Origin of the sequence: Caulobacter flavus (assembly GCF_003722335.1) — a bacterium.
GTDB lineage: Bacteria > Pseudomonadota > Alphaproteobacteria > Caulobacterales > Caulobacteraceae > Caulobacter > Caulobacter flavus.
Genome location: NZ_CP026100.1, coordinates 1,808,634 through 1,830,559, shown reverse-complemented (window position 1 = coordinate 1,830,559; position 21,926 = coordinate 1,808,634). Strand labels below are relative to the sequence as shown.

Annotated in this window: 20 protein-coding genes and 1 tRNA gene; 6 read left to right on the top strand and 15 right to left on the bottom strand. The window is 69.0% G+C overall.

From position 1 onward, the window contains the following. Positions 1–117: 117 nt before the first annotated feature. The 3 genes from acs to C1707_RS08555 all read right to left on the bottom strand — a co-directional run bounded on the left by acs (position 118) and on the right by C1707_RS08555 (position 5,171). Positions 118–2,070, bottom strand: a complete 1,953-nt coding sequence (acs, locus tag C1707_RS08565; RefSeq protein WP_101714410.1) for an acetate--CoA ligase — start codon at positions 2,068–2,070, stop codon at positions 118–120. Positions 2,071–2,416: 346 nt separating this feature from the next. Continuing rightward, positions 2,417–3,937 carry an aldehyde dehydrogenase gene (gene adh / locus C1707_RS08560; RefSeq protein WP_101714409.1) on the bottom strand — a complete coding sequence of 507 codons (1,521 nt, stop codon included), beginning with the start codon at positions 3,935–3,937 and terminating at the stop codon, positions 2,417–2,419. 298 nt (positions 3,938–4,235) lie between these two features. After that, positions 4,236–5,171: a GAF domain-containing protein gene (locus C1707_RS08555; protein WP_101714408.1), complete on the bottom strand. Its 936-nt coding sequence runs from the start codon at positions 5,169–5,171 to the stop codon at positions 4,236–4,238. Positions 5,172–5,385: 214 nt separating this feature from the next. Between C1707_RS08555 and C1707_RS08550 the strand changes: the two genes are divergently transcribed. Then, a complete protein-coding gene (locus C1707_RS08550; RefSeq protein ID WP_101714407.1) occupies positions 5,386–6,135 on the top strand; it encodes a creatininase family protein in 750 nt (249 codons plus the stop codon). A gap of 169 nt (positions 6,136–6,304) precedes the next feature. Here the strand turns inward: C1707_RS08550 and C1707_RS08545 are convergent, their stop codons facing one another. The 7 genes from C1707_RS08545 to tsaD form a co-directional block, all read right to left on the bottom strand. Continuing rightward, a complete protein-coding gene (locus C1707_RS08545; RefSeq protein ID WP_101714406.1) occupies positions 6,305–7,267 on the bottom strand; it encodes a KpsF/GutQ family sugar-phosphate isomerase in 963 nt (320 codons plus the stop codon). Positions 7,268–7,328: 61 nt separating this feature from the next. Then, entirely contained in the window at positions 7,329–7,724 is a 396-nt protein-coding gene (locus tag C1707_RS08540) for a hypothetical protein (protein WP_240633893.1), read from the bottom strand. A 4-nt stretch (positions 7,725–7,728) separates the two neighbouring features. Beyond that, positions 7,729–8,520, bottom strand: a complete 792-nt coding sequence (locus C1707_RS08535) for a class I SAM-dependent methyltransferase (RefSeq protein ID WP_101714404.1) — start codon at positions 8,518–8,520, stop codon at positions 7,729–7,731. A gap of 57 nt (positions 8,521–8,577) precedes the next feature. Further along, on the bottom strand, positions 8,578–8,934 hold the full coding sequence (locus C1707_RS08530) for a Rieske (2Fe-2S) protein (protein WP_101714403.1): 357 nt from the start codon (positions 8,932–8,934) through the stop codon (positions 8,578–8,580). Positions 8,935–8,952: 18 nt separating this feature from the next. Next, complete coding sequence (locus C1707_RS08525) at positions 8,953–9,234, bottom strand: YciI family protein (RefSeq protein WP_101714402.1); 282 nt, start codon at positions 9,232–9,234, stop codon at positions 8,953–8,955. Between the two features lie 162 nt (positions 9,235–9,396). Then, positions 9,397–10,389, bottom strand: coding sequence for an NAD(P)H-dependent glycerol-3-phosphate dehydrogenase (locus tag C1707_RS08520; RefSeq protein ID WP_101714401.1), 993 nt, complete (start codon positions 10,387–10,389; stop codon positions 9,397–9,399). Further along, on the bottom strand, positions 10,386–11,504 hold the full coding sequence (tsaD, locus tag C1707_RS08515; RefSeq protein WP_101714400.1) for a tRNA (adenosine(37)-N6)-threonylcarbamoyltransferase complex transferase subunit TsaD: 1,119 nt from the start codon (positions 11,502–11,504) through the stop codon (positions 10,386–10,388). Before tsaD ends, C1707_RS08520 begins: the two co-directional genes overlap by 4 nt. A 71-nt stretch (positions 11,505–11,575) precedes the next feature. Between tsaD and hemC the strand changes: the two genes are divergently transcribed. From hemC to C1707_RS08490, 5 genes are all read left to right on the top strand, one after another. Beyond that, positions 11,576–12,544 (top strand): hydroxymethylbilane synthase, encoded by a 969-nt coding sequence (gene hemC / locus C1707_RS08510; protein WP_101714399.1) that lies wholly within the window; start codon positions 11,576–11,578, stop codon positions 12,542–12,544. Further along, complete coding sequence (locus C1707_RS08505) at positions 12,541–13,248, top strand: uroporphyrinogen-III synthase (RefSeq protein WP_101714398.1); 708 nt, start codon at positions 12,541–12,543, stop codon at positions 13,246–13,248. The genes hemC and C1707_RS08505 overlap by 4 nt, the downstream gene beginning before the upstream one ends. A 44-nt stretch (positions 13,249–13,292) precedes the next feature. Further along, complete coding sequence (locus C1707_RS08500; RefSeq protein WP_101714427.1) at positions 13,293–14,216, top strand: COG4223 family protein; 924 nt, start codon at positions 13,293–13,295, stop codon at positions 14,214–14,216. Continuing rightward, positions 14,213–15,781 (top strand): heme biosynthesis HemY N-terminal domain-containing protein, encoded by a 1,569-nt coding sequence (locus tag C1707_RS08495; RefSeq protein WP_101714397.1) that lies wholly within the window; start codon positions 14,213–14,215, stop codon positions 15,779–15,781. The genes C1707_RS08500 and C1707_RS08495 overlap by 4 nt, the downstream gene beginning before the upstream one ends. Before the next feature lie 40 nt (positions 15,782–15,821). Beyond that, a tRNA-Thr gene (locus C1707_RS08490) sits at positions 15,822–15,897 on the top strand. A 398-nt stretch (positions 15,898–16,295) separates the two neighbouring features. On the opposite strand, the gene C1707_RS08485 is transcribed toward C1707_RS08490, so the two are convergent. From C1707_RS08485 to C1707_RS08465, 5 genes are read right to left on the bottom strand one after another with little or no spacing between them, the layout of a single operon-like run. After that, complete coding sequence (locus C1707_RS08485) at positions 16,296–18,431, bottom strand: peptidase domain-containing ABC transporter (RefSeq protein ID WP_101714396.1); 2,136 nt, start codon at positions 18,429–18,431, stop codon at positions 16,296–16,298. Further along, positions 18,431–19,666, bottom strand: a complete 1,236-nt coding sequence (locus tag C1707_RS08480) for an HlyD family secretion protein (protein WP_164467310.1) — start codon at positions 19,664–19,666, stop codon at positions 18,431–18,433. Before C1707_RS08480 ends, C1707_RS08485 begins: the two co-directional genes overlap by 1 nt. A 2-nt stretch (positions 19,667–19,668) precedes the next feature. Next, a complete protein-coding gene (locus C1707_RS08475; protein WP_101714394.1) occupies positions 19,669–20,247 on the bottom strand; it encodes a hypothetical protein in 579 nt (192 codons plus the stop codon). Between the two features lie 12 nt (positions 20,248–20,259). Next, positions 20,260–21,387 carry an MvdC/MvdD family ATP grasp protein gene (locus C1707_RS08470; protein ID WP_101714393.1) on the bottom strand — a complete coding sequence of 376 codons (1,128 nt, stop codon included), beginning with the start codon at positions 21,385–21,387 and terminating at the stop codon, positions 20,260–20,262. A 57-nt stretch (positions 21,388–21,444) separates the two neighbouring features. Next, entirely contained in the window at positions 21,445–21,621 is a 177-nt protein-coding gene (locus tag C1707_RS08465) for a bacteriocin (protein ID WP_123170735.1), read from the bottom strand. Between the last annotated feature and the right edge of the window lie 305 nt (positions 21,622–21,926).

Below are 21,926 nucleotides of genomic sequence, written 5' to 3'. Positions count from 1 at the left end.
GTTACAGTCCCGGCTCTTGGTCCTCCCCCTTCGACAAGCTCAGAATGAGGACCAAGGAACGGCCGCGCAGTGGAAACCTCACCCTGAGCCCGTCGAAGGGCGAGGTTTTCGCTTAACCTAAGCCGCCTTCGCGCCCGCCCGGTTCCTGACCAGATCGTCGACCACCGACGGATCGGCGAGGGTCGACGTATCCCCCAGCGCGTCCACCGCGTTCTCGGCGATCTTGCGCAGGATGCGGCGCATGATCTTGCCCGAGCGGGTCTTGGGCAGGCCGGGGGCCCACTGCAGGACGTCGGGGGCGGCGAAGGGGCCGATCTCGTGGCGGACCCACAGGACGAGCTGCTTGCGCAGTTCCTCGCTGGGCGTCGCGTCGGCCTTGAGGGTGACGTAGGCGTAGACGCCCTGCCCCTTGATGTCGTGCGGATAGCCGACCACCGCGGCCTCGGCGACGGCCTCGTGGGCCACCAGGGCGCTCTCGATCTCGGCGGTGCCCAGGCGGTGGCCCGAGACGTTGATGACGTCGTCGACCCGGCCGGTGATCCAGTAGTAGCCGTCGGCGTCGCGCTTGCAGCCGTCGCCGGTGAAGTACTTGCCGGGATAGGTCGAGAAATAGGTCTCGAAGAAGCGCTGGTGGTCGCCGTAGACCGTGCGCATCTGGCCCGGCCAGCTGTCGGTGATGACGAGGTTGCCCTCGGTCGCGCCCTCCAGCACCGCGCCCTCGGCGTCGACCAGCTGCAGCTTCACGCCCGGCAGCGGCTTGGTGGCCGAGCCTGGCTTCAGGGCCGTGGCGCCGGGCAGCGGCGAGACGAGAATGCCGCCCGTCTCGGTCTGCCACCAGGTGTCGACGATCGGCAGGCGGTCCTTGCCGACCACGCGGTGATACCAGAGCCAGGCTTCGGGATTGATCGGCTCGCCGACGCTGCCCAAGAGGCGCAGGGACGACAGGTCGTTCTTGAGGACGTGCTCGTCGCCCTCGCGCATCAGGGCGCGCAGGGCCGTCGGCGCGGTGTAGAAGATCTCGACCTTGTGCTTGTCGACCACGTCCCAGAACCGCGACGGGGTCGGGTAGTTGGGCACGCCCTCGAAGATCAGGCTGGTCCCGCCGTTGGCCAGCGGGCCGTAGACCACGTAGCTGTGGCCGGTGACCCAGCCCACGTCGGCCGTGCACCAGAACACTTCTCCAGGGCGGTAGTCGAACACCGCCTCGAAGGTCCAGCTGGCCCAGGCCAGGTAGCCGCCGGTGGTGTGCAGCACGCCCTTGGGCTTGCCCGTCGAGCCCGACGTATAGAGGATGAACAGCGGGTCCTCGGCGTTCATCGGCTCGGGCTCGCACACCGGCGAAGCGGCGTCGCGCACGTCGTTCCAGACCACGTCGCGGCCCTCGACCACCGGCACGTCGGCGCCGGTCCAGCGGACCAGCAGCACCTTTTCCACCTGCGGGCACTGCTCGAGCGCCTCGTCGATATTGGCCTTCAGCGGCACCTTCTTGCCGCCCCGGCAGCCCTGGTCGGCGGTGATGACGAGGCGCGAGTCGCAGTCCTGGATGCGGCCGGCGATGCTGTCGGGCGAGAAGCCGCCGAACACTACCGAGTGTATGGCGCCGATGCGGGCGCAGGCCAGCATGGCCACGGCCGCCACGGGCACCATCGGCAGGTAGATGGTGATCCTGTCGCCCTTCCTGGCGCCCAGGTCCTTGAGCACGTTGGCCATGCGGCAGACCTGGTCGTGCAGCTGGCCGTAGGTGATCTTGTCGGAGACGCCCGGCTCGTCGCCCTCGAAGATCAGGGCGACGTCGTCCTTGCGGTGCGGCAGGTGGCGATCGATGCAGTTAGCGCTGACGTTGAGGACGCCGTCCTCAAACCAGCGGATGCGGAAGTCCTCCTTGGCGTAGGAGACGTCCTTGATCTTAGTGGGAGCCTTGATCCAGTCGAGGCGGGCGGCCAGGTCGCGCCAGTAGCCTTCGGGATCGCTTTGCACCCTCGCCACGGCCGCTTCATAGCCGGCGGCGTCGATATGGGCCTTGCCCGCCCAGTCTTCGGGCGCCGGAAACAGCAGTCCGTCACTCACCACGCATCTCCCTAGGTCTTGCTACAGTCGATCTTGTCGTCGCCAGCGATGTTGCCGCTGCGTCAGTCGTCGTCTTGCGAGCGGGAGTATGCGAAGCGCCGCCCCTCGCGCAAGCAGACCAATTCTGTTTCGTGCGGCAGAATTCAGGTCTTGTTCGATTTGGTGGTCTGAAGGCCTTCAGCGCCGCCCAATGAGCCCGTCATTCCCGCCCTCGTGGCGGGAACCCCTGGTTCAGCTTGCAAGAGCGGACCAAGCGGCGCGCTCGGCGCGCCGCCCCTTCTGCACCTGCGGCGGATAGAGAGGTTCCCGCCACAAGGGCGGGAATGACGGGAGTTGGGAGGATACCGCCTCAGAAGAAGCCCAGCGCCTTGGCGCTGTAGCTGACCAGCAGGTTCTTGGTCTGCTGGTAGTGGTCGAGCATCATCTTGTGCGTCTCGCGGCCCACGCCCGACTGCTTGTAGCCGCCGAAGGCCGCGTGGGCGGGATAGGCGTGGTAGCAGTTGGTCCACACCCGGCCGGCCTGGATGCCGCGCCCGAAGCGATAGGCGCGGGAGCCGTCGCGGGTCCACACCCCGGCGCCGAGGCCGAAGGTGGTGTCGTTGGCGATCTCCAGCGCCTCGTCCTCGGTCTCGAAGGTGGTCACCGCCAGCACCGGCCCGAAGATCTCCTCCTGGAAGATCCGCATCTTGTTGTGGCCCTCGAACACGGTGGGCTCGACATAGAAACCGTCGGCCAGCTGGCCCGGCAGCACGGTGCGCGACCCGCCGGTCAGCAGCCGGGCGCCCTCGTTGCGGCCCACGTCCATGTAGCCGAGGATCTTGTTCAGCTGCTCCTCGGAGGCCTGGGCGCCGATCATGGTGGCGGGATCCAGCGGATTGCCCTGCACCACCGCCTGCACGCGCTTCAGCGCCTTTTCCATGAACCGGTCGTAGACCGACTTCTGCACCAAGGCGCGGCTGGGGCAGGTGCAGACCTCGCCCTGGTTCAGGGCGAACATGGCGAAGCCTTCCAGGGCCTTGTCGAGGAAGTCGTCGTCCTCGGCGGCCACGTCGGCGAAGAAGATGTTGGGCGACTTGCCGCCCAGCTCCAGCGTCACCGGGATCAGGTTCTGGCTGGCGTACTGCATGATCAGCCGCCCGGTCGACGTCTCTCCGGTGAAGGCGATCTTGGCGATGCGCGGGCTGGAGGCGAGAGGCTTGCCGGCCTCGAGGCCAAAGCCGTTGACGACGTTGACCACGCCGGGAGGCAGCAGGTCGCCGATCAGCTCGAACAGCACCATGATCGAGGCCGGGGTCTGCTCGGCGGGCTTCAGCACCACGCAATTGCCGGCGGCGATGGCCGGGGCCAGCTTCCAGCAGGCCATCAGCAGTGGGAAGTTCCACGGGATGATCTGGCCGACCACGCCCAGCGGCTCGTGGAAGTGGTAGGCGATGGTGTCGTGGTCGATCTCGGAGATCGCGCCTTCCTGGCTGCGCAGGCAGCCGGCGAAATAGCGGAAGTGGTCGATGGCCAGCGGCAGGTCGGCGGCCGTGGTCTCGCGGATCGGCTTGCCGTTGTCCCAGGTCTCGGCGTTGGCCAGGGTCGCGAGGTTCTCCTCCATGCGATCGGCGATCTTCAGCAGGATGCGCGAGCGCTCGGCGACGCTGGTCTTGCCCCAGGCGTCCTTGGCGGCGTGGGCGGCGTCCAGGGCGCGCTCGACATCCTCGGCCTGAGAGCGGGCGATCTCGCAGATCTTGCGGCCGGTGATCGGCGAGGCGTTGTCGAAATAGCGGCCGTCGGCCGGCGCGACCCACTGGCCGCCGATGAAGTTGTCGTAGCGCGCCTTGAACGGCGGGCGGGACAGCGAGTCGATGAACTCTGGCTTGGTCATGGTTTCCTCCGACGCGCCGTGTTCGGCGTCATGGGGAGGAGGTTGCGCCTGGATTATGGGGGTGGAGCGGGGGCGCGGCGGAGACCGGCGCGGGGTGTCTCAGGTTTGCGACAGGTAGGGCGCCATATCCAACCTCTCCCAGAGGGAGAGGGAGGGGCCTATGCGCAGCATGGGAGGGTGAGGGGTTTCAGACTTTCGGGTTGGAACGCGAGGCCGAGACCTTCCGGCCAAGGGTGAAACCTCTCACCCTCCCACCGCTTCGCGGAGGGCCCCGCCCTCTCTCAAAGAGAGAGGGTTTTTAACCCCGCCCCAGTCCCAGCCGATTGATCTTACGGTGCAGGGTCGCGCGGCTCACGCCCAGCGCGCTCGCAGCTGCGGACACATTCCCGCCCGCCGCCCCCAACGCCCGGCGCACGGCGGCCCTCTCGGCGTCTTCCAGGTCGGCCCCGCGATCGGGCGAAGGCAGGCCGCGCCGCAGCTTGTCGTCGGTCAGCTCCAGCGCCTGGCGGGCGGCGCGGGTGGCGCCGATGACCACGTCGTCGGCGTCGACGGCCAGCATCGGGGTCGAGGCGCGGTCGGCGCGGCCGTCGGCCAGCAGCACGATCCGCGCGCCGGGGAAGGCCTCGCGGAAGGCCTTGGCCTCGATGCGGCGGGCGGCGTCATTGACCACCGCCTCCATCAGGCCGGTCATGCCGTCCAGCCCCGGCCGGCAGGACGAGACGTCCAGCGCCCCGGCCAGACGCCCCTGCGGATCGAACAGCGGCGCGACGGTGCAGCTAAGGCCGATGTTACGGGTGTGGAAGTGCTGGTCGCGGTGGATGGTCAGGGTGCGCTGCTCGGCGATGCAGGTGCCGATGCCGTTGGTGCCCTCGCGGGCCTCGCTCCACACCGCCCCGGTCCACAGGCCCCAGCGGTGGAACACCGGGTCGTCGGCCGCCGCGCCCCGCCGGTCGACCGGCACGCCGGCGCTGTCGGTCAGCAGCACGCAGGACCCCTGCGCGCCCACCGCCTGGAACAGGGCGTCCAGCGTGTCGGAGGCCGCCGCGCGCAGGGCGCCCATGCGCTCCTGGACTTCGGCGAGCTCGCGCTGGGAAAGGGTGTCGGGGGCCTTTCGGTTCTCGGGATCCAGGCCGTGCAGGACGAGACTGCGCCGCCACGAGGCGGCCACCGGCGACAGGGCGGGCCCCGCGCCATCGAGCACGGCCAGCACGTCCCGGGCGTGGGCTTGGGCCATCGGCGGTCTCCTCCCCGACGCGCGTTCGGATGACGCCGGGCGGCCACCTTGCGCGCGGTAGACGGCGCGGGGCAAGCACGCGGGGATTGAGCGCGCCCCGATCCGGCGCACGCCGTTTGGGGAATTTGGGGGTCGGCTAAGCACGGCTTCGGGCGTAAAGCGCTGGGGAAGCCGGTCGCAACGCCGGCCGCCGACGCCTTCCGGAGTACCCGCCATGCTGCTCGCCCTCTCGACCTGGCCCGAGATCGAAGCCTTCCTCCAGCGCTCGAAGACGGTGATCGTGCCGATCGGTTCCAACGAGCAGCACGGCCCCACGGGCCTCCTGGGCACCGACTGGCTGTGCCCCGAGATCATCGCCCACGAGGCCAGCAAGCGCTCGGACGAGGTGCTGGTGGCCCCGACCTTCAACGTCGGCATGGCCCAGCACCACCTGGCCTTCCCAGGCACCATCTTCCTGCGCCCGTCGACCTTCATGGCCGCCATCGGCGACTGGACCCGCTCGCTGGGCGCCCACGGGTTCGAGAAGATCTATTTCCTCAACGGCCACGGCGGCAACGTCGCCACCATCGAGGCGGCCTTCTCGGAGATCTACGCCGAGTACAGCTTCCGCAAGGAGCGCTGCCCCTTCGCCATGAAGCTTAAGAACTGGTGGGACCTCGACGGCGTCAACGCCCTGGCCATGCGCCAATTCCCGGTCGGCCACGGCAGCCACGCCACCCCGTCGGAGATCGCCGTGACCCAGTGGGGCTATCCAGACAGCATCAAGACGGCCGAGTACGAACCCAGGATCGCCCCGACCGGCCCGATCCGCGAGGCCCTGGACTTCCGCGCGCGCTACGCCGACGGCCGCATGGGCTCGGATCCCGCCCTGGCCACCCCCGAGAAGGGCGGCGAACTGGTCAAGCAGGCCGTCGTGTCGCTGATCAAGGACCTGGCGGCGTTCGCCGGCGAGGCGCGGGTTTAGGGCGCCTTTCCTTCATCCCGTCATTCCCGCCCTTGTGGCGGGAACCCCTCTGTCAGCCGCAAGGACGGATGTGGCGGCGTGCGAGGCACGCCGCTGGCGCCTCACGCGGCAGCGGAACCAGGGTTTCCCGCCACAAGGGCGGGAATGACGGGAGCTTGGGGTGAGCGCCTCAGATCACCCCCGCCCGCAGCAGGTCGTGAACGTGCAGCACGCCCACCGGCTGGCCGGCCTCGACGACGAACAGCACGGTGATCCGGCGCTCGTTCATCACCTTCAGCGCCTCGGCGGCCAGGGCGTGGGGGCCGATGACGCGGGGGTCCCTGGTCATCACCTCGCCGGCGGTATGGCCCATCAGGCCGTCCATGTGGCGGCGCAGGTCGCCGTCGGTGATCAGGCCGATCAGGGCGCCGGCCGCGTCGGTGACGCCCACCGCGCCGAAGCGCTTCTGGCTCATCACCAGCAGGGCCTCGCTCATCGGCGCGCCCTCGCCCACCAGCGGCAGCTCGTCGCCGCCGTGCATCAGGTCGGCCGCCGTGCGCAGCACCGCGCCCAGCTTGCCGCCCGGATGGAAGACGCGGAAATCGCTGGCGGTGAAGCCGCGGCTCTCCAGCAGGGCCACGGCCAGGGCGTCGCCCAGGGCGATCTGCAGGGTGGTCGAGGTGGTCGGGGCGTTGACCTCCGCCGTGGCCTCCGGCGCGTCGGGCAGCAGCAGCAGCACGTCGCCGGCCTTGCCCAACTGGCTGGTCGCCACCGCCGTAATGGCGATCAGCGGGATCGAGAAACGCTTGCAGTAGGCCAGGGTGTCGGCCAGCTCGCGGGCCTCGCCCGACTTCGACAGGGCCAGCACCACGTCGTCGGGACCGATCATGCCCAGGTCCCCGTGGCTGGCCTCGGCGGGGTGGACGAACATCGCCTGGCTGCCGGTCGAGGCCAGGGTGGCGGCGATCTTGCGCGCCACGTGGCCCGACTTGCCCATGCCGGTGCAGACGATGCGCCCCTTGGCGTCGTGCATCACCTGGACGGCGCGCGCGAAGGCCTCGCCCAGCTCGTCGGCCATCTGGGTCAGGGCCTGGGCCTCGATGCTCAGCACCCGGCGGCCCACGGCCACGGCGTCGGAAATCGTATCGGTCATGTGGTCAGAAACTCCGTGCGCAGCCCATAACAGGCCCCGCGCGGTTGAGCGAGGGCGGCGCCTACTCGAAGAGCTCGGCGAGATCGTCGAGCAGGTCGCGTCGCCAATCCTCGGCCGGTCGGGCGGCGCGGGCGGCCTGCAGGCGCACGAAGCCCTGGCGGACCGCCTCGCCCTCGACGTGGTCGATCCCGTTCAGTCCCGAGAACGCCTCGTGCGCGACCTCGAACCCGCCCGCGATCGCCAGGTCGACCAGCAGCCCCAGGTGCGGGGCGCAGTCCAGCATGGCCAGAGCATGGACCAGCGTGCCGCGATTGTTCGCAAGGTCCGGGCGCACGATCAGCCGCGCCAGCACGGCTTCGAGGCCCGGCGTGCGCGCATCGGCCAGGCGCAGGGCCAGGGCGTTGCGCTCGCTGGCGTCGTCGCAGGCTTCGAGGGCCTGGAGGTCCCGCGCGCCCATCACCCTAGCGGGGGATCTCGGCCGTCTTGACCAGGGCCACCTGGCGGTAGACCGCGGCGACCTCGAAATAGCGGCCGAAGGCGGCGTGGAAGTGGTCGACCGCCTGCTTCACGCCCGGCCCGCCGATCTCGCTGATGTCGTGCCAGTAGTCGTCCAGCACCATCATGCCGCCCACCTCCAGCAGGCTGGCGCAGCAGCACAGGTCGATCATCACCGCCAGCGCCGTGTGGCTGCCGTCGACATAGATCAGGTCGAACGTCTCGCCGGCCTGCAGCATCTTGGGCAGCTCGTAGGTCGAGAACCCCTTGTGCGTCGCCACCTGGCCGAAGGTGGTGCGGGCCATGTTGCGGTGAAAGCGCGGCTCGACCGCGTGGTACTTCTCTTCCGGGTTCAGGCCCTCGTCGAACCAGGGATCGATCACCGTCACGTCCAGGCGGTCGGGGAACATCCAGTCCATGAAGGCCAGGTTCCGGCCCTCGTAGGCGCCGATCTCCATGTAGCGCACCTTGCGGCCGCCGGCCGGGCGCTTGGCCATGAAGTCGCGCAGCAGCGGGGCGACGAAGGGAATGTTGTTGGCGGCCCAGGCCGAGGTGAACTCGAAGCCCTTGGCCTCGCTGTAGGCGGCGAAGGCCGGCGCGCTGTCGTTGTCGCGGGTCTTGGCCAGCATGGTGCGGGCCAGCTGCGGGGCCAGGCGCGGATTGATCTTGCCCAGCGAGCGCAGCTTGGCGCCGGCGCCGCGAGCGTCGACGGCGTCGGTCAGTTCGGCGTCGAAAGCGGGGTTCGATCCGTCGGCCATGGCGGCGCGCTCCTCTCAAGGTCGAGGGAGACTAGCCGACCATCGGTTAAGGAAGGGTCAGGCCGCGAAGACCTGCCCGTCCTCGACCCTTATCGGCCAGACGGTCAGGAACTTGCCGCCGCACGGCCCCGCCACGCAGGCCCCGTCGGCGATGCGGAACAGGGCCGCGTGGCCGGCGCACAGGATCAGGTCGTTCTCGCGGGTGAGAAAGCGGCCGTTGAACCCGGCCAGCGGCCAGCCGGCGTGCGGACAGGAGTCGACATAGCCGAACACCCCGCCGTCCTTGCGGACGACGAAGCCGGCGAACATCGCCTCCCCCTCGCGGTATCGAAAGCCCGCCGCGCCCGGCTCGGGGATTTCGGCCAGGGCGCAGATCGCCTGGCCGGGCGCTGGGCGGGCGGGATTGTCGTCCATGTTCAGCGTCGGGCGGGCCTAGATCGAGCCGACGGCCAGGCGCCACGGGTTGATCTCGACGCTCTCGAAGATCCCGGCGGCGGTGTAGGGGTCGTTGTCGGCCTGGGCCTGGGCCACCGACTTGTCGTCGGCCTCGACCACCAGGATCGAGCCGATCGGATTGCCTGCGTCGTCCAGCAGGGCGCCGGCGATCTTCAGGTTGGCCGACTGGGCCAGGTATTCCAGGTGCTTGGGGCGCACGGCCAGGCGGGTCTCGAGGGCGCCGGGCTTGTCCTTGCAGACGATGGCGTAGAGCGGCATGGGCGGAGGTCCTTCCTAAAGATCCTCCCCCTCTGGGGGAGGCGGCCCGAAGGGCCGGAGGGGGATGTGGTTGCGACGCCGTCCGACGCGCGGGAAGCTGAAAACGGCCCCCCTCCGTCGGCTTCGCCGACACCTCCCCCAGAGGGGGAGGATCTGGTTCGGCTACTCCGCCTTCAGCGGGCGCGAGAGCAGGCCGAGGATGGCGCTGTCGACGTCGACCTCGCCGGCCAGGATGGCGGCGACGGCTTCGCAGATCGGGGTCTCGACGCTTAAGCGTCGGGCCAGGGCGCGGACGGCCGGGGCCGAGGCGACGCCTTCGGCCACCGAGACCTTGCCGGCCAGGGCCTGCTCCAGGGTCTGGCCCGCGCCCAGCGCCAGGCCCACGCTCATGTTGCGCGACTGGCTGGACGAGCAGGTCAAGACGAGGTCGCCCAGGCCGCACAGGCCAGCGACCGTCTCGGCCTTGCCGCCGGCGGCCACGGCCAGTCGGGTCAGCTCGGCGAAGCCCCGGGTGATCAGGGCGGCGTGGGCGTTGCGGCCCAGGCCCTTGCCCTCGGATATGCCGCAGGCGATGGCCAGCACGTTCTTGACCGCCCCGCCGGCCTCGGCCCCGATCACGTCGGCGGCCCAGTAGGGGCGGAAGGTCGGGATGGCGATGGCCTCGACGATCGCCTTGCCCAGGGCCTCGTTCTCGCAGGCCAGGGTGGCGGCGGCGGGCAGGCCGCGGGCGACCTCGCCGGCGAAGCTCGGACCCGACAGCACGGCGATGGCCACGCCCGGCAGGGCCTCGGCCGCCACCTCGGTCATCAGCTTCAGCGAGCCCTGCTCGACGCCCTTGGAGCACAGCACCACCGGGACGCCGGGCTTGAGGTGCGGCGCCAGGGCGGCCATGGCCGAGCGCAGGTGCTGGGCCGGCGGCACGGCCAGGATCAGGTCGCAGGACGCCAGGCCGGCCATGTCCGGCACGGCGGTGATCGCAGGCTCCAGCGCCACGCCCGGCAGGAACATCGTGTTCTCGCGCCGCTCGGCGATCGAAGCCACGACTTCCGGCTCGCGGGCCTGCAGGGTGACCTTGAGGCCGGCCCTGGCCGCGACCTGGGCCAGGGCCGTGCCCCAGGCCCCGGCGCCGACGACGCCCGCGTGCTTGAAGGTCATGCCTTGGCTCCCTTGCGACCGAAACTGTTGCTCGGATTGGATAACGCCGCGGCCTCGTCGAGGGGCCAGCGGGGACGCGCCACGGCGTCCAGATCGTCGGAAATGCCCGCCGCCAGGCGCTCGGCCCCGGCCAGGGCGATCATGGCGGCGTTGTCGGTGCAGTAGGCCAGCGGCGGGGCGTCGAACGTGAAGCCGTTGTCCTGGCACACCTTCAGCAAGGCCGCGCGCACCGCGCCGTTGGCGGCCACACCGCCGGCGACGACGAAGCGGCGCTCGCCGGCCGGGTGATCGGCGGCATAGAGCTTCATGGCCCGGTCGGTGCGCTCGGACAGCTGGCGGGCGATGGCGAACTGTACCGCGGCGGCTAGGTCCGCGCGTTCCTGGTCGGTGGTCAGGGCAGCGGCGATGCGGGCCGCCGCGGTCTTCAGGCCCGAGAACGAGAAGTCGCAGTCCTTGCGACCCAGCAGGGCGCGCGGCAGCTCGTACTTCGAAGCGTCGCCCGCCTGGGCCAGCTTTTCCAGAGCCGGGCCGCCCGGATAGGGCAGCCCCAGGCTCTTGGCGATCTTGTCGAAGGCCTCGCCGGCCGCGTCGTCGATGGTGGTGCCCAGGCGCTTGCAGGCGCCCACGCCGCCGACTTCCAGGAGCTGGCAATGCCCGCCGGACACCAGCAGCAGCAGGAACGGATAGGCCACCTCCGCGCCCAGCCGGGCCGAGACCGCGTGGCCTTCAAGGTGATTGACCGCCACCAGCGGCAGGTCGCGGGCCAGCGCCACCGCCTTGCCGAACGCCAGGCCGACCATCACCCCGCCGACCAGGCCAGGCCCGGCCGTGGCCGCCACGCCGTCCAGCGCGTCGTAGCCGATGCCGGCCGCGCGCATGGCCTGCGCGGCGACGCTGTCGATGACCTCGACATGGGCGCGGGCGGCGATCTCGGGCACCACGCCGCCGAACGGCGCGTGCTGCTCGAACTGGGTGCCGACGATCGACGACAGCACCTCGACGCGGCCGTCCGCGCCGCGCCGCACCACCGAGGCGGCGGTCTCGTCGCAGCTGGTCTCGAGACCAAGGATCGTAAGGCCAGACTTCGTAAGGCCAGACTTCGTAAGGGCTGTCATGCTGTTGCGGGGTTCCCGCCGCTCCTGTAGCAGCGAAGGCTTGTCTTTCGCATGCAGGTAACGTCCCGACCGTGTCCCGGCAACCCATCCGCATCGGCGCGCGCGGCTCCAAGCTGTCGCTCGCCCAGTCCGGCCACATGCAGGCGCGGATCGCCCACGCCCTCGGCGCGCCGCTGGATGCCGGCCCCGAGGAGATCGCCAGCTACGCCCAGCTGATCCCGATCGTCACCAGCGGCGACCGCATCCAGGACCGCCGGCTGATGGAGATCGGCGGCAAGGGCCTGTTCACCAAGGAGATCGAGGAGGCCCTGCTCGACGGCCGCATCGACTGCGCTGTGCATTCGCTCAAGGACATGCCGGCCGAGCTGCCGCCGGGCCTCGTCCTGGCCGCCACGCCCGAGCGGGAAGACCCCCGCGACGCCTTCATCAGCAAGGTCGCCCAGCGACTGGAGGACCTGCCCCATGGCGCGCGCCTGGGCACCGCATCCTTGCGCCGCCAGGCCCAGGCCCTGCACGTGCGTCCCGACCTCGACGTCGTCATGCTGCGCGGCAATGTCGACACCCGCCTGGCCAAGCTGGAGCGCGGCGAGGCCGACGCCATCCTGCTGGCCCAGTCGGGCCTCAACCGCCTGGGCATGGGCCACATTCCGCAGAGCTGGCTCGACCCGCTGGCCGCCCCGCCCGCCCCAGGCCAGGGCGCCCTGGCCATCGAAAGCCGGGCCGAGGACGTCGACGCCCCCTGGCTGGAAGCGATCCGCTGCCGGCCCACCACCATCGCCGTGGCCGCCGAGCGCGGCGCGCTCTACGCCCTGGAAGGCTCGTGCCGCACGGCCGTCGGCGCCTACGGACGCCTGGACGGCGCCCGCCTGACCCTGCTGGTCGAGGCCCTGAGCCCCGACGGCGCCCTGCGGGTGCGCCGCGAGGGCGCGGTGACCCTGACCGGCGACGACGACGCCGGCCAGGCCCTGTCGCTGGGCCTGGCGCTCGGCGCCGAGGTCAAGGCCGAGGGCGGCGACGCCATCATCGCGCCGACGGAATGACGGCGGACGCGCCCCGCGTCTGGATCACCCGCGCCCGACCCGGCGCCGAGGCCACGGCCGCGCGCCTCCAAGCGCTCGGCTTCAAACCGCTGATCGACCCGCTGATCGAAGTTCGCGACCTGCCGTGGTCGGCGGATCTCGCCGGCGTCGGGGCCCTGGCCTTCACCAGCCGCAACGGCGTCGCCGCCTTCGCCCGGGGCAGCAGCGCGCGCGGCCTGCCGGTGTTCGCGGTGGGCGCCGCGACCGCCGACCTCGCCGCCGAGGCCGGCTTCTCCCACGTCGAATCGGCCGAGGGCGACGTCGCCGACCTGGCCGCCCTGATCGTGGCGCGACGCGGCGCCTTCGCGGGCGCGGTGCTGCACCCGGCCGCCGCCGAGCCGGCCGGCGACCTCGTCTCGCCGCTGCGGCGCGTGGGGATCGAGGCGCGCCCGGTCGCCGTCTACGAAAGCGTCGCCCGCGCGCCGGGAGCCGAGACCCTGGCGGCGCTGCACGCCCTTTCCGCCGTGCTGCTGCACTCGCCCAAGGCCGCCCGGGCCCTGGCCGCTCTGCTGGCCGAACGCCCCGCGCCAGGCCTGCGGGCCCTGTGCCTGTCGCCGGCCGTGGCCGCGCCGCTGGCGGGGCTGTCCGCCGACGGACGGCTGGGGCCTGTGGCCGCCGCGCCGCGCCCCCGCGAAACAGCGTTGTTCGACCTGCTCTCGCCCTAAGGCGAAGTTGCACCCAAATCGCGCGTGGGGCACGAATGGACGCCATGAGCGCCGCCCCTGACCCCGCCGAGATCGCCGCCCCCAGCGACCCGGCCCTCTATGCCCGCAAGCCCCTTCTGGGCCCGATGTTCTGGGTGATGATCGTGCTGTGCCTCGCCTGCGTCGGCGCGGGCGTCGCCATCGCGCGCTTCGGCCCGACCTGGTTCAGCGACAAGGACGCCGCGCCCGAGGCCGCGCCGCCGGCCCAGCAGCCGGTCGCCGCCGGCTTCGCCGCGCCCGCCGTCGACGCTCCGCTGGTCGCCGCTCCGCCCGCCCCGTCGCCCTCCGCCGAGGTCGGTCGGCTGGAGGCCCGCATCGCCCTGCTCGAGTCGGGCCAGCGCCGCACGCTGGACGCCGCCGGCGCGGCCCTGGCCGCCGCCAGCCTGGCGGAAGCCTCGCAAGGGGGCGAGCCGTTCGCCGACGCGGTCGCCGCGCTCGAGCGGGTCCTGCCGCCGTCGTCGGAGGTGCGCGCCCTAGAACGCCTGGCGCGCCAGGGCGCCCCGACCGTCGCGGGTCTGGCCGCCGGCTTCGACGACCTGGCCGGCCGCGCCTCGGTCGCCGCCCACGAACCGGGTCCCGACGCCGGCGCCCTGGCCAAGCTGCAGCACGCCCTGTCCCGCGTCGTCACCATTCGTCAGGTCGGCTCCACCGCCGGCAGCGGTCCCGACGCCGTGCTGGCCCGCGCCCAGGCCCGGCTCGACGCCGGCGACCTGACCGGCGCCCTGCGCGCCCTCGACGCCCTGCCGCCCAGCGCCCGCCCCGTGCTCGCCGCCTGGCGGGCCGAGGCCGAGCGCCGGGCCGAGATCGACCGCCTGGTCGCCGCCGTCCGCGACGAGGCCCTGGCCGGCCTGATGCAGGTCTCGCGCGCCCAGGAAAGCGCCCGACTGGCCGGTCCGCCCCCCGCTGGCGCTTCCGAGGGCGGGCAATGATCCGCGCGCTCCTCGCCCTCGTCCTGATCGCGGTGATCGCCGTAGTCGTCGTCTCGCTGACCGGCGAGCCGGGCGCGGCCAGCCTGGAGTGGCTGGGCTGGCGGGTCGAGATGACGGCCGCCGCCGCCGCCCTGTCGACCCTGCTGCTGGCCCTGGTGGCCGCCGCCCTGTGGCGCGGCCTGCTGTGGATCATCGAGGCGCCCCGCCGCGCCGCCCGCGCCCGCGGCGAGGCCCGCCGCAAGCAGGCGACCGAAGCCCTGTCGCGCGGCTTCCTCGCGGTCGCCGCCGGCGACGGCTCCGAAGCCCGCCGCCTGGCCCAGAAGGCGGCCGACCTGACCGACGACGCCCCGGGCCTAGTCCGCGTGCTGGCCGCCCAGGCCGCCGAGGCCGCCGGCGACACCGTCGCGGCGCGACAGGCCTGGAACGCCATGCTGGGCTTTCCCGAGATGCGCCTGGCCGGCCTGCGCGGCCTGATGCAGCTGGCCCTGGCCGAGGGCGACCGCGGTCTCTCCCTGAAGCACGCCGAGACCGCCTACGGCCTGGCCCGCTCGGCCCTGTGGGCCTGGCGCGCCCTGCTGGAAGCCCGCCTGGAGGCCGGCGACTGGGCCGCGGCCCTGCAGCTCGTCCAGGGCGGCCAAGAACGCAAGATCGTCTCGCCGGCGGTGGCCGAGCGCGCCCGCGCCGCGCTTCTCGCCGCCTCCGCGGCCAGCCTGGAGGAGAGCGACGATCCCAAGGCGCTGAACCAGGCCCTCGACTTCGCCCTGCAGTCGGTGAAGCTGAAACCCGACTTCGCCCCCGGCGTGGTCATGGCCGCCCGCCTGCTGGCCGCCGACGGCAAGGCCGCCAAGGCCGGCGCGCTGATCGAGGCCGCCTGGAAGAGCGCGCCGCACCCGGCCCTGTGGCTGGCCTATCGCGACCTGAAGACCAGCGAGACGCCCAAGGCCCGCGCCGCCCGCCTGGCCGCCCTGGCGCAGCTGAAGCCCGAGGCCCGCGAGAGCCGCATCCTCAAGGTCGAGAGCGCTCTGATCGGCGGCGATCCCGCCGCCGCCCGCGCCGCCGCCCGCCTGCTGCCGGAAGAGGCCGCCCCCTCGGCCCGCGTCGCCGGCCTGATGGCCCGCGTCGCCTTCGCCAACGCCGAGCCCGACGAGGCCCGCGCCTGGGTCGCCCGCGGCGTCGCCGCCCCGCAGGAAGCCGACTGGAGCGATCTGGACCCCGAGGGCCAGGCCTTCGCCTACGGCCGCGAGGACTGGGCGCGCCTGGCCGCCAGCTACGCCGAGACCGGCGAGCTGATCCATCCGCGCTTCGAGCGCCGCGAGGCCGCGATGAGCGACCTGCCCCAGCTGCCCTCGGCCTACGCCCAGTCGACCTTGGCCGAATCCACCGCCTTCGTGCACGCGGCCGAGACCGGCGGCGCCCTGATCCCGTTCCTCGACCACCCGGGTCTCGACGACCCCGGCGCGCTCGACGACCCGCCCTCGCCCGACGCCCCGGGACCCGCTCCGGCGCCTCGTCGCAACACGGGCGCACGACGACGCTTGGCAAGCGGCCCGCGCCCCGCTAAATAGGCCGCTCCTCGCGCCCGGCGATTCTGCCGACGCGCCGTGGGCCGCCTTAGCTCAGCCGGTAGAGCGGCGCATTCGTAATGCGTAGGTCAGGTGTTCGAGTCACCTAGGCGGCACCACCCAAGCCCTTGAAATCATTGATCATTTTCCCGGGCAAAGGTGCTTCCAACGACGTTTGCGGGCGACTTGGAAGCGGTTTGGAAGCAGTTTGGAAGCGTGCTGTGGGGTATCCGCGCGCCAGTTAGCGTGCAGACGCGCACGCGCTGCCCCACCAGGCGCACAGACGGCAGTCCTGAATCAGCACTCCTGTAGCGATCGAACCTCGGGGCCAGCCGAAAGGCCTCATAGGCCGCGTATCACATCGTGAACGCCGCTAACCGCCTGCATTCCAGCGATCTCCACCTCGGATTGGGCAACGCCGCATTCTTCGGGCACATGTTCGGCGTGGACGAATAGGCCGAAGCTGCTGAAGCGCCCCGAATGTGCAGCGGAATGGATGATGATGGCCGCGCGGTCGTTAGAAGCTGGATCTAACGGTCGCCTTCACTCTTGATTTCGTGATCTCGAGCAAAGTGGCGCCATCGACTTTGATGATGCGATCAGCGCGCTCGATGAGCGCCGGTCGGTGCGCAACGACGATACGCGTGACGGGCATCTGGGCGATCACATCCGCGATTGCGACCTCTGAGTCCGGATCCAGATTAGCGGTGCCTTCGTCGAGGAAGAGAATGGTTGGATTACGATAGAGCGCCGTGGCAAGAAGAACGCGTTGGCGCTGCCCGCCGGAAAGCGCGCTCCCCATATCTCCAACGAGCGACAGATACTGCATCGGCATCTGCACAATGTCGTCGTGGATCCGAGCTTGGCCAGCAGCCCAGCGCACCTGCTCCATATCCAGATCAGGGTCGAAGAAGGCGATATTCGAAGCAATCGTGCCGGCCAGGAGCAGGTCGTCTTGTGCGACCAATCCCACGGCTTGGCGCCAGCGGCGCCAAGCACCCGGTGTTGCAGGAAGTCCTTCGAGACTAACACTGCCGGATGTCGGCGCATGAAGCCCCAGCAGCAGCTTGAGAAGTGTGGTTTTGCCGCCGCCGGAGGGGCCGGTGATCGCGACAAATTCGCCGGGCTGAACTTCCAAATTAATGCCGCTCAGCACATAGGGTTCGGATGAACCGTAGCGGAAAGAAACACCCCGCAGATCCACGCCGCCCCTGACCTTAAGCTCGGTCGAAACCTCGCAGGTTTCTGGCTCTTGCCGGACGATATCCCCCAAGCGGTCCAGGTGGAGCGCCAACAGTTGAAACTGAACACCTTGGTCGATCAGGCCCACGGCCCGATCGCTGAAAATCTGCCTAAAGGCGAGGAAGGCAAAGAGCATTCCTACCGAAAAGCCGCTCGCCTCCATGATCATCTGGGCGCCAAGAACAACGACAAATACGGTCTGAAGACCCATGATCGCCGTTCGGGCGACGCCTTGGCCGACCTCATACTTCCCTATCGAAGCCCAGGCATTGACGACATCAGCGTAGAGATTTCGCCATTCGCCCTCACGTTCTGCCTCCCGCCCCATCACCCTCAGCGGCGTCGCCGCGCGCAGACTCTCGATCATGTGCGACTGCTCGCGCGCGGAAGCAGAAATCCGCTCCTCGCTCCTGCGGCGAATGGCCGGATAGAGGAATAGGTTCACCGCCGCGAGCAATGCGACCGACACCACCACGACCATCGCCAACGCCGGTGAGTAGACAAACAGGATCGCCCCTGCCGCCACGGCCATGACGCCGTCCAGCAGCGCCTCCACTACCCCTCGGGTCAGTGAGTCCTGCAAAGTGTTCGCAGAACCGATACGGGACATCACGTCCCCGGTGTGGCGCTTTTCGAACCATGGCAAAGGCAGGCGCAGCAGATGTCCGACGAGGTTGCCGACCAGCTGGAAGGATGCTTGGAGCCCAAAGAGCTTGAGGCTCCAGGCCCTTAGACTTTCAACCGCGGCAGTGAAAAGCACGAGCGCGCCGAATGACGCGCCTAGGACGAGCAAAAGCTCGTGGTCGTGCCGCAACAGGGCCTCGTCGATGACCAATTGCAGCTGGAACGGCGCAGCGAAAATCATCAGCTGCAGCGCTGCCGACAGGCCGATCACCTGCAGTAGGGCGCGTCGCATACCCACGACCGAAGAAAACAGGCTGCGAAGCGAGACTTGGCCACGAACGGTGAGGCGTTCCGTTCCCGCCCGCGGGTAGAACTCGACAGCCACCCCGGTAAAGCTCTCAGAAGCCGCCTCCAAGGAAACGCGCCGCTCACCTAGCGCTGGATCGTGGATAGTAAAGCCGTCAGCGCGCACGGACTTGAGAACCACGAAATGATTGAAGTTCCAGTGCAGCACCGCCGGCAACATCAGCTGTCCAGCTTCATGCAGTTCGATGCGTATCGACCGCGCAGAAAGGTTCAGGCCGTCGGCGGCCTGTGTCAGGTCGCGTAAGGTCATTCCAGCCATGGACACCGACACGCGCTGACGCAGTCCGCCAAGATCGACGTCGTGACCGTGCCAACGCGCCACCATGGCCAAACAAGCCAAGCCGCATTCGGCAACCTCTGCTGCGAGGATCACAGGCAGCCGACGTTTGCGTGCGAAGTTGAGACCGTCGAGCCCGCCCATCAATGATCCGCCGCATGGATAGGGTCTAGGAGCCACTCAGCCAGAGAACGGCGATCAACTATGATATCCGCCGTCAGCAACATGCCTGGTCGAAGGGGTTCGCGGCGGCCGTACGCCGCCACGTGGTCGTCGAGCAGCTTGACGCGCGCCCTGAAGCTCGGCTCCGCGGGCGCTGCCCCCAGCGGAGCAAGCTCATCAGAGGACAATGCGGTCTGGGCTACAGCCACGACCACTCCGCGCCCAGGGCCATGTTTTTCATCTGGGAAAGACTGGTACTTCAGCTCAACCGGCTGCCCCGGCTTGACGAACCCTACCGCCTTCGACGGCAGATAGAGCTGGGCTTCCAACATTGAGCCCTTTGGGTTCAGGGCGGCCACGGTCGCGCCTGGGGCGAGGTACTGCCCCCCGTTTATCGGGAGCGCCGCGATCCGGCCCGCAATCGGAGCGACGACGTTGTAGGTCGATCGCATGGCGAGCTCAGTTTGCTTTTGCGCCAGCAAGGCCTTTGACGCCTGGCTTTGAGCATTCAGATCACGCTGCTGGCTCGCCAAGCTCTGCAGCTGCATGGTCACATCGGACCTCTCCCGCTGAAGCGCGAAAAGCTCCATCTTCAGCTCGCTCAACCGCGCCTCTGTAGCCAGTAGAGAGGCCCGACGTGAATCCAGCTCTCTGCGTGTGAGAAAGCCGCGCGCAGCGATCTCTTCACCACGTTTCAGCTCGGCCTTCGCCAGCGTCACCTGCTCGCCTTGGTTGGTTATGCGTGCGCGAGCTTCGTGGATCGCTCGCTCCAGGCCCGCGCCTTTCCTATCGAGCCTTATGCGCTCGTCGCTCACCAGTTGAAGCGCGGCCGCGTGACGGGCCGCCTCGGCCTCGCCTTCCTGAGAAACGCCGGTCAACAGGGTTTTCGCCGTATCACCGGAGGCCAAAACCGGCGCAGTCCGAATGACGGCGATGACTTGACCGGCGACAACATCCTGCCCTTCGGCGACATAAAGCGCGTCAATCGTCCCACCCGCGGATGCGACAACCTTCGCAAGGCCGCCTACAGGGCTGACAACCCCGCCGACGGTCTCTCGACGCGAGTAGTCCGCCAAGACCAGAAAGCCACCACAGGCGACAACGATCAGAGCCGCCAAGGCCGACAGGAGGGTCAGCGAAGGCGGGCTTACCAGCACCACTCGCCCCTTGATCCGGTGGCGGCTGTCAGCAAGGGCTTCGGGGCGAAACAGCGACAAGCCTACGAACCCGGTTCGCAGGAAACGCTGTCATAGGCTTCGATGTAGGACCGGTCGAAACACTTTGAAAAGCGACGCAGAACTTTGGCGTTCATGCCATTTCGCACGCCGGGCGCGGCCGAAAGGCGGCTGGTGGCCGCCTCGAGAGCCTGCCGGTCCTTGATCAGAAACGCCCAACTGCCAACAACATAGGTATTCCATTCGAAGCCGTCGCTCTCGGGCGGATTTGCGGGAGGGCGCCGGGCGGCCAGCATCACCTTGGCGGCGGTCCTCTCGTCTCCCGCGGCGGCAAGATACTGGGCCAAGTGCCACGTCAGGATGTTGATTTCAGATGCCGAGAGATCGGGCCGGTAGGCGAGGTAGTGTTCCGTCGCCTGCGCCGCCGCGGCGTCGCATTTGCGATCGCCCAGGGCGCGGGCCGTAGTCGCCGTGACGCCGTCTTGATCGAACTCGGCGAATGACAGAGACAAGTTCGACTGGAGGTCTTGAGGGGTTATGGAGCAATCGGCTCGCTCGGGGGCGCACCAGGCTGTTCCACAGGTCAGGGCGGCGATGGCGATCGCAAGGGCCAGGGATTTCATCTCTGTTCTTTCCTAGAGCACCAGATCCGTAGCGCGAGGCGCCTCCGGAAATCGCTTGTCCAAGTTCGTCGGTACGTGGATCGTCCGAGCCTCAGCGGCGTGGCTGGGGAAGTCCTTCAGCCAAGACTCGAACCGGCATGGCGCGCCAATTTGCCGGTAACGAAAGTCCGGGCGGGCGCTCAGCAGAAACTCAGCGAATATGTCCAGGAACGGAGCATCTGGGCAGAGCTCCTCCAGCCATAGGAACTGCCCTGTCTCGTTGAACTCGAAGAAGACAAGTTCACCATCTGGGCTGAGCGCGAAGTCGAACGAGCCACAGACAAAACCGCAGCGCTGCATGAAGTCAAAGAGGCGGTCAACCAAGCCAGGCGGTGGCGCAACGACGCGTGCGGGAAGGGCGTGGTAGTCGATCGCCCGCCAATCCTCGGCGCCATTGGGATCCGCCTGGGAGTCTAGCTCTACGCAGACGACTTCTCGGCCAAAGACGACAATGCGGTACTCACAGCGCTTCTCAATCCGCTCTTGATAGATCATAGGGCAGGCTTCGATGGACAACCGGTTCACCCCCTCAAGGCTTTTCAGCACGGTGGTGAACAGCGAGACGTCATAAGCCCCGCAATCCCAGATCATGAATTTCAAGGGCTTGGTTATACAGCCGCCGTGCGCTGCGATGAACGCCTGTACGTCGTCGAAATCGTTCGAAATAAGCGTCGCCGGGAAACGAAGACCACACGCTTGAGCCACCGACAACTGGTTGAGCTTGTTGTCGTATCGCCATTTGGCCGCGCTCGGATTGACTGCAAAGGCCTGCCCTTCCAACCGAGCCGTCATGCCTCGGAAATAGTGCTCGGCGCTGTCAAGAATGGGCGGGTGATCGGCCCGATGGATCGAGGAGGGCGGCGTCGCTTTGAGCGTGCGGTGTGACCACAGCGACGTGACGGCGTCGAGATCCAGAGCTCGCCCCTCGCGTGCGAGGGACATTTGGCAGGGCAGCCCATTTGCAATGGAAAAGCTGCTCGCGTGCTTCTGCGGGTAGTCGCTCCAACAGATGAGATCTACGAGGGCGTCTTTCTGCCCGAGCGCCCACTTCACCGAAAGGCCATGCGCATCTCCCGGCAGGGACGCGATAAGAACTGACATCCACTCCCCCTGAACTCAGAACGGGGCGTGGCCTTCACCACGCCCCTCTAAGCGTACTCAGTCGCAGTCCGCCTCGCGCGTGCAGGTGCCCGGATGCGAGTCCGAGCCGGCGGTCTTGCTGATGGTGGGCAGTTCGCCGCCGGCGACCTGTTGCAGTTCTTCGTTCGACAGTTCGCGGCCGAGCGTCCGGCCCAGGATCCGCACTTCGCCCTGAGCGTCTTTTTCGACTTGCATGCGCTACCTCCGATTGATCGGGGCGTATCCCCCTCTGCGCAAAAGCGGTTGCATATTGCGCCAACACAACCTGGATTCTTAGTAGAGGAAGAGTCAATACACCCCTATGAGTTGATTTGATGAATGGGAATTTTTTGATCGTCACCTTGTCGCGCTCAGCTTCGACCGGGCGTTCACCGTCCGGTAGACGGTCCCGGCTCAACTGTGATGAGCTCAAAACACAGCGCAAACAGCTATCCGCAAAGCGATCACGCGCTACCACGCGGCGCGCAGCACACCGTCCGACGCGCAGCTAGAACAAGGAC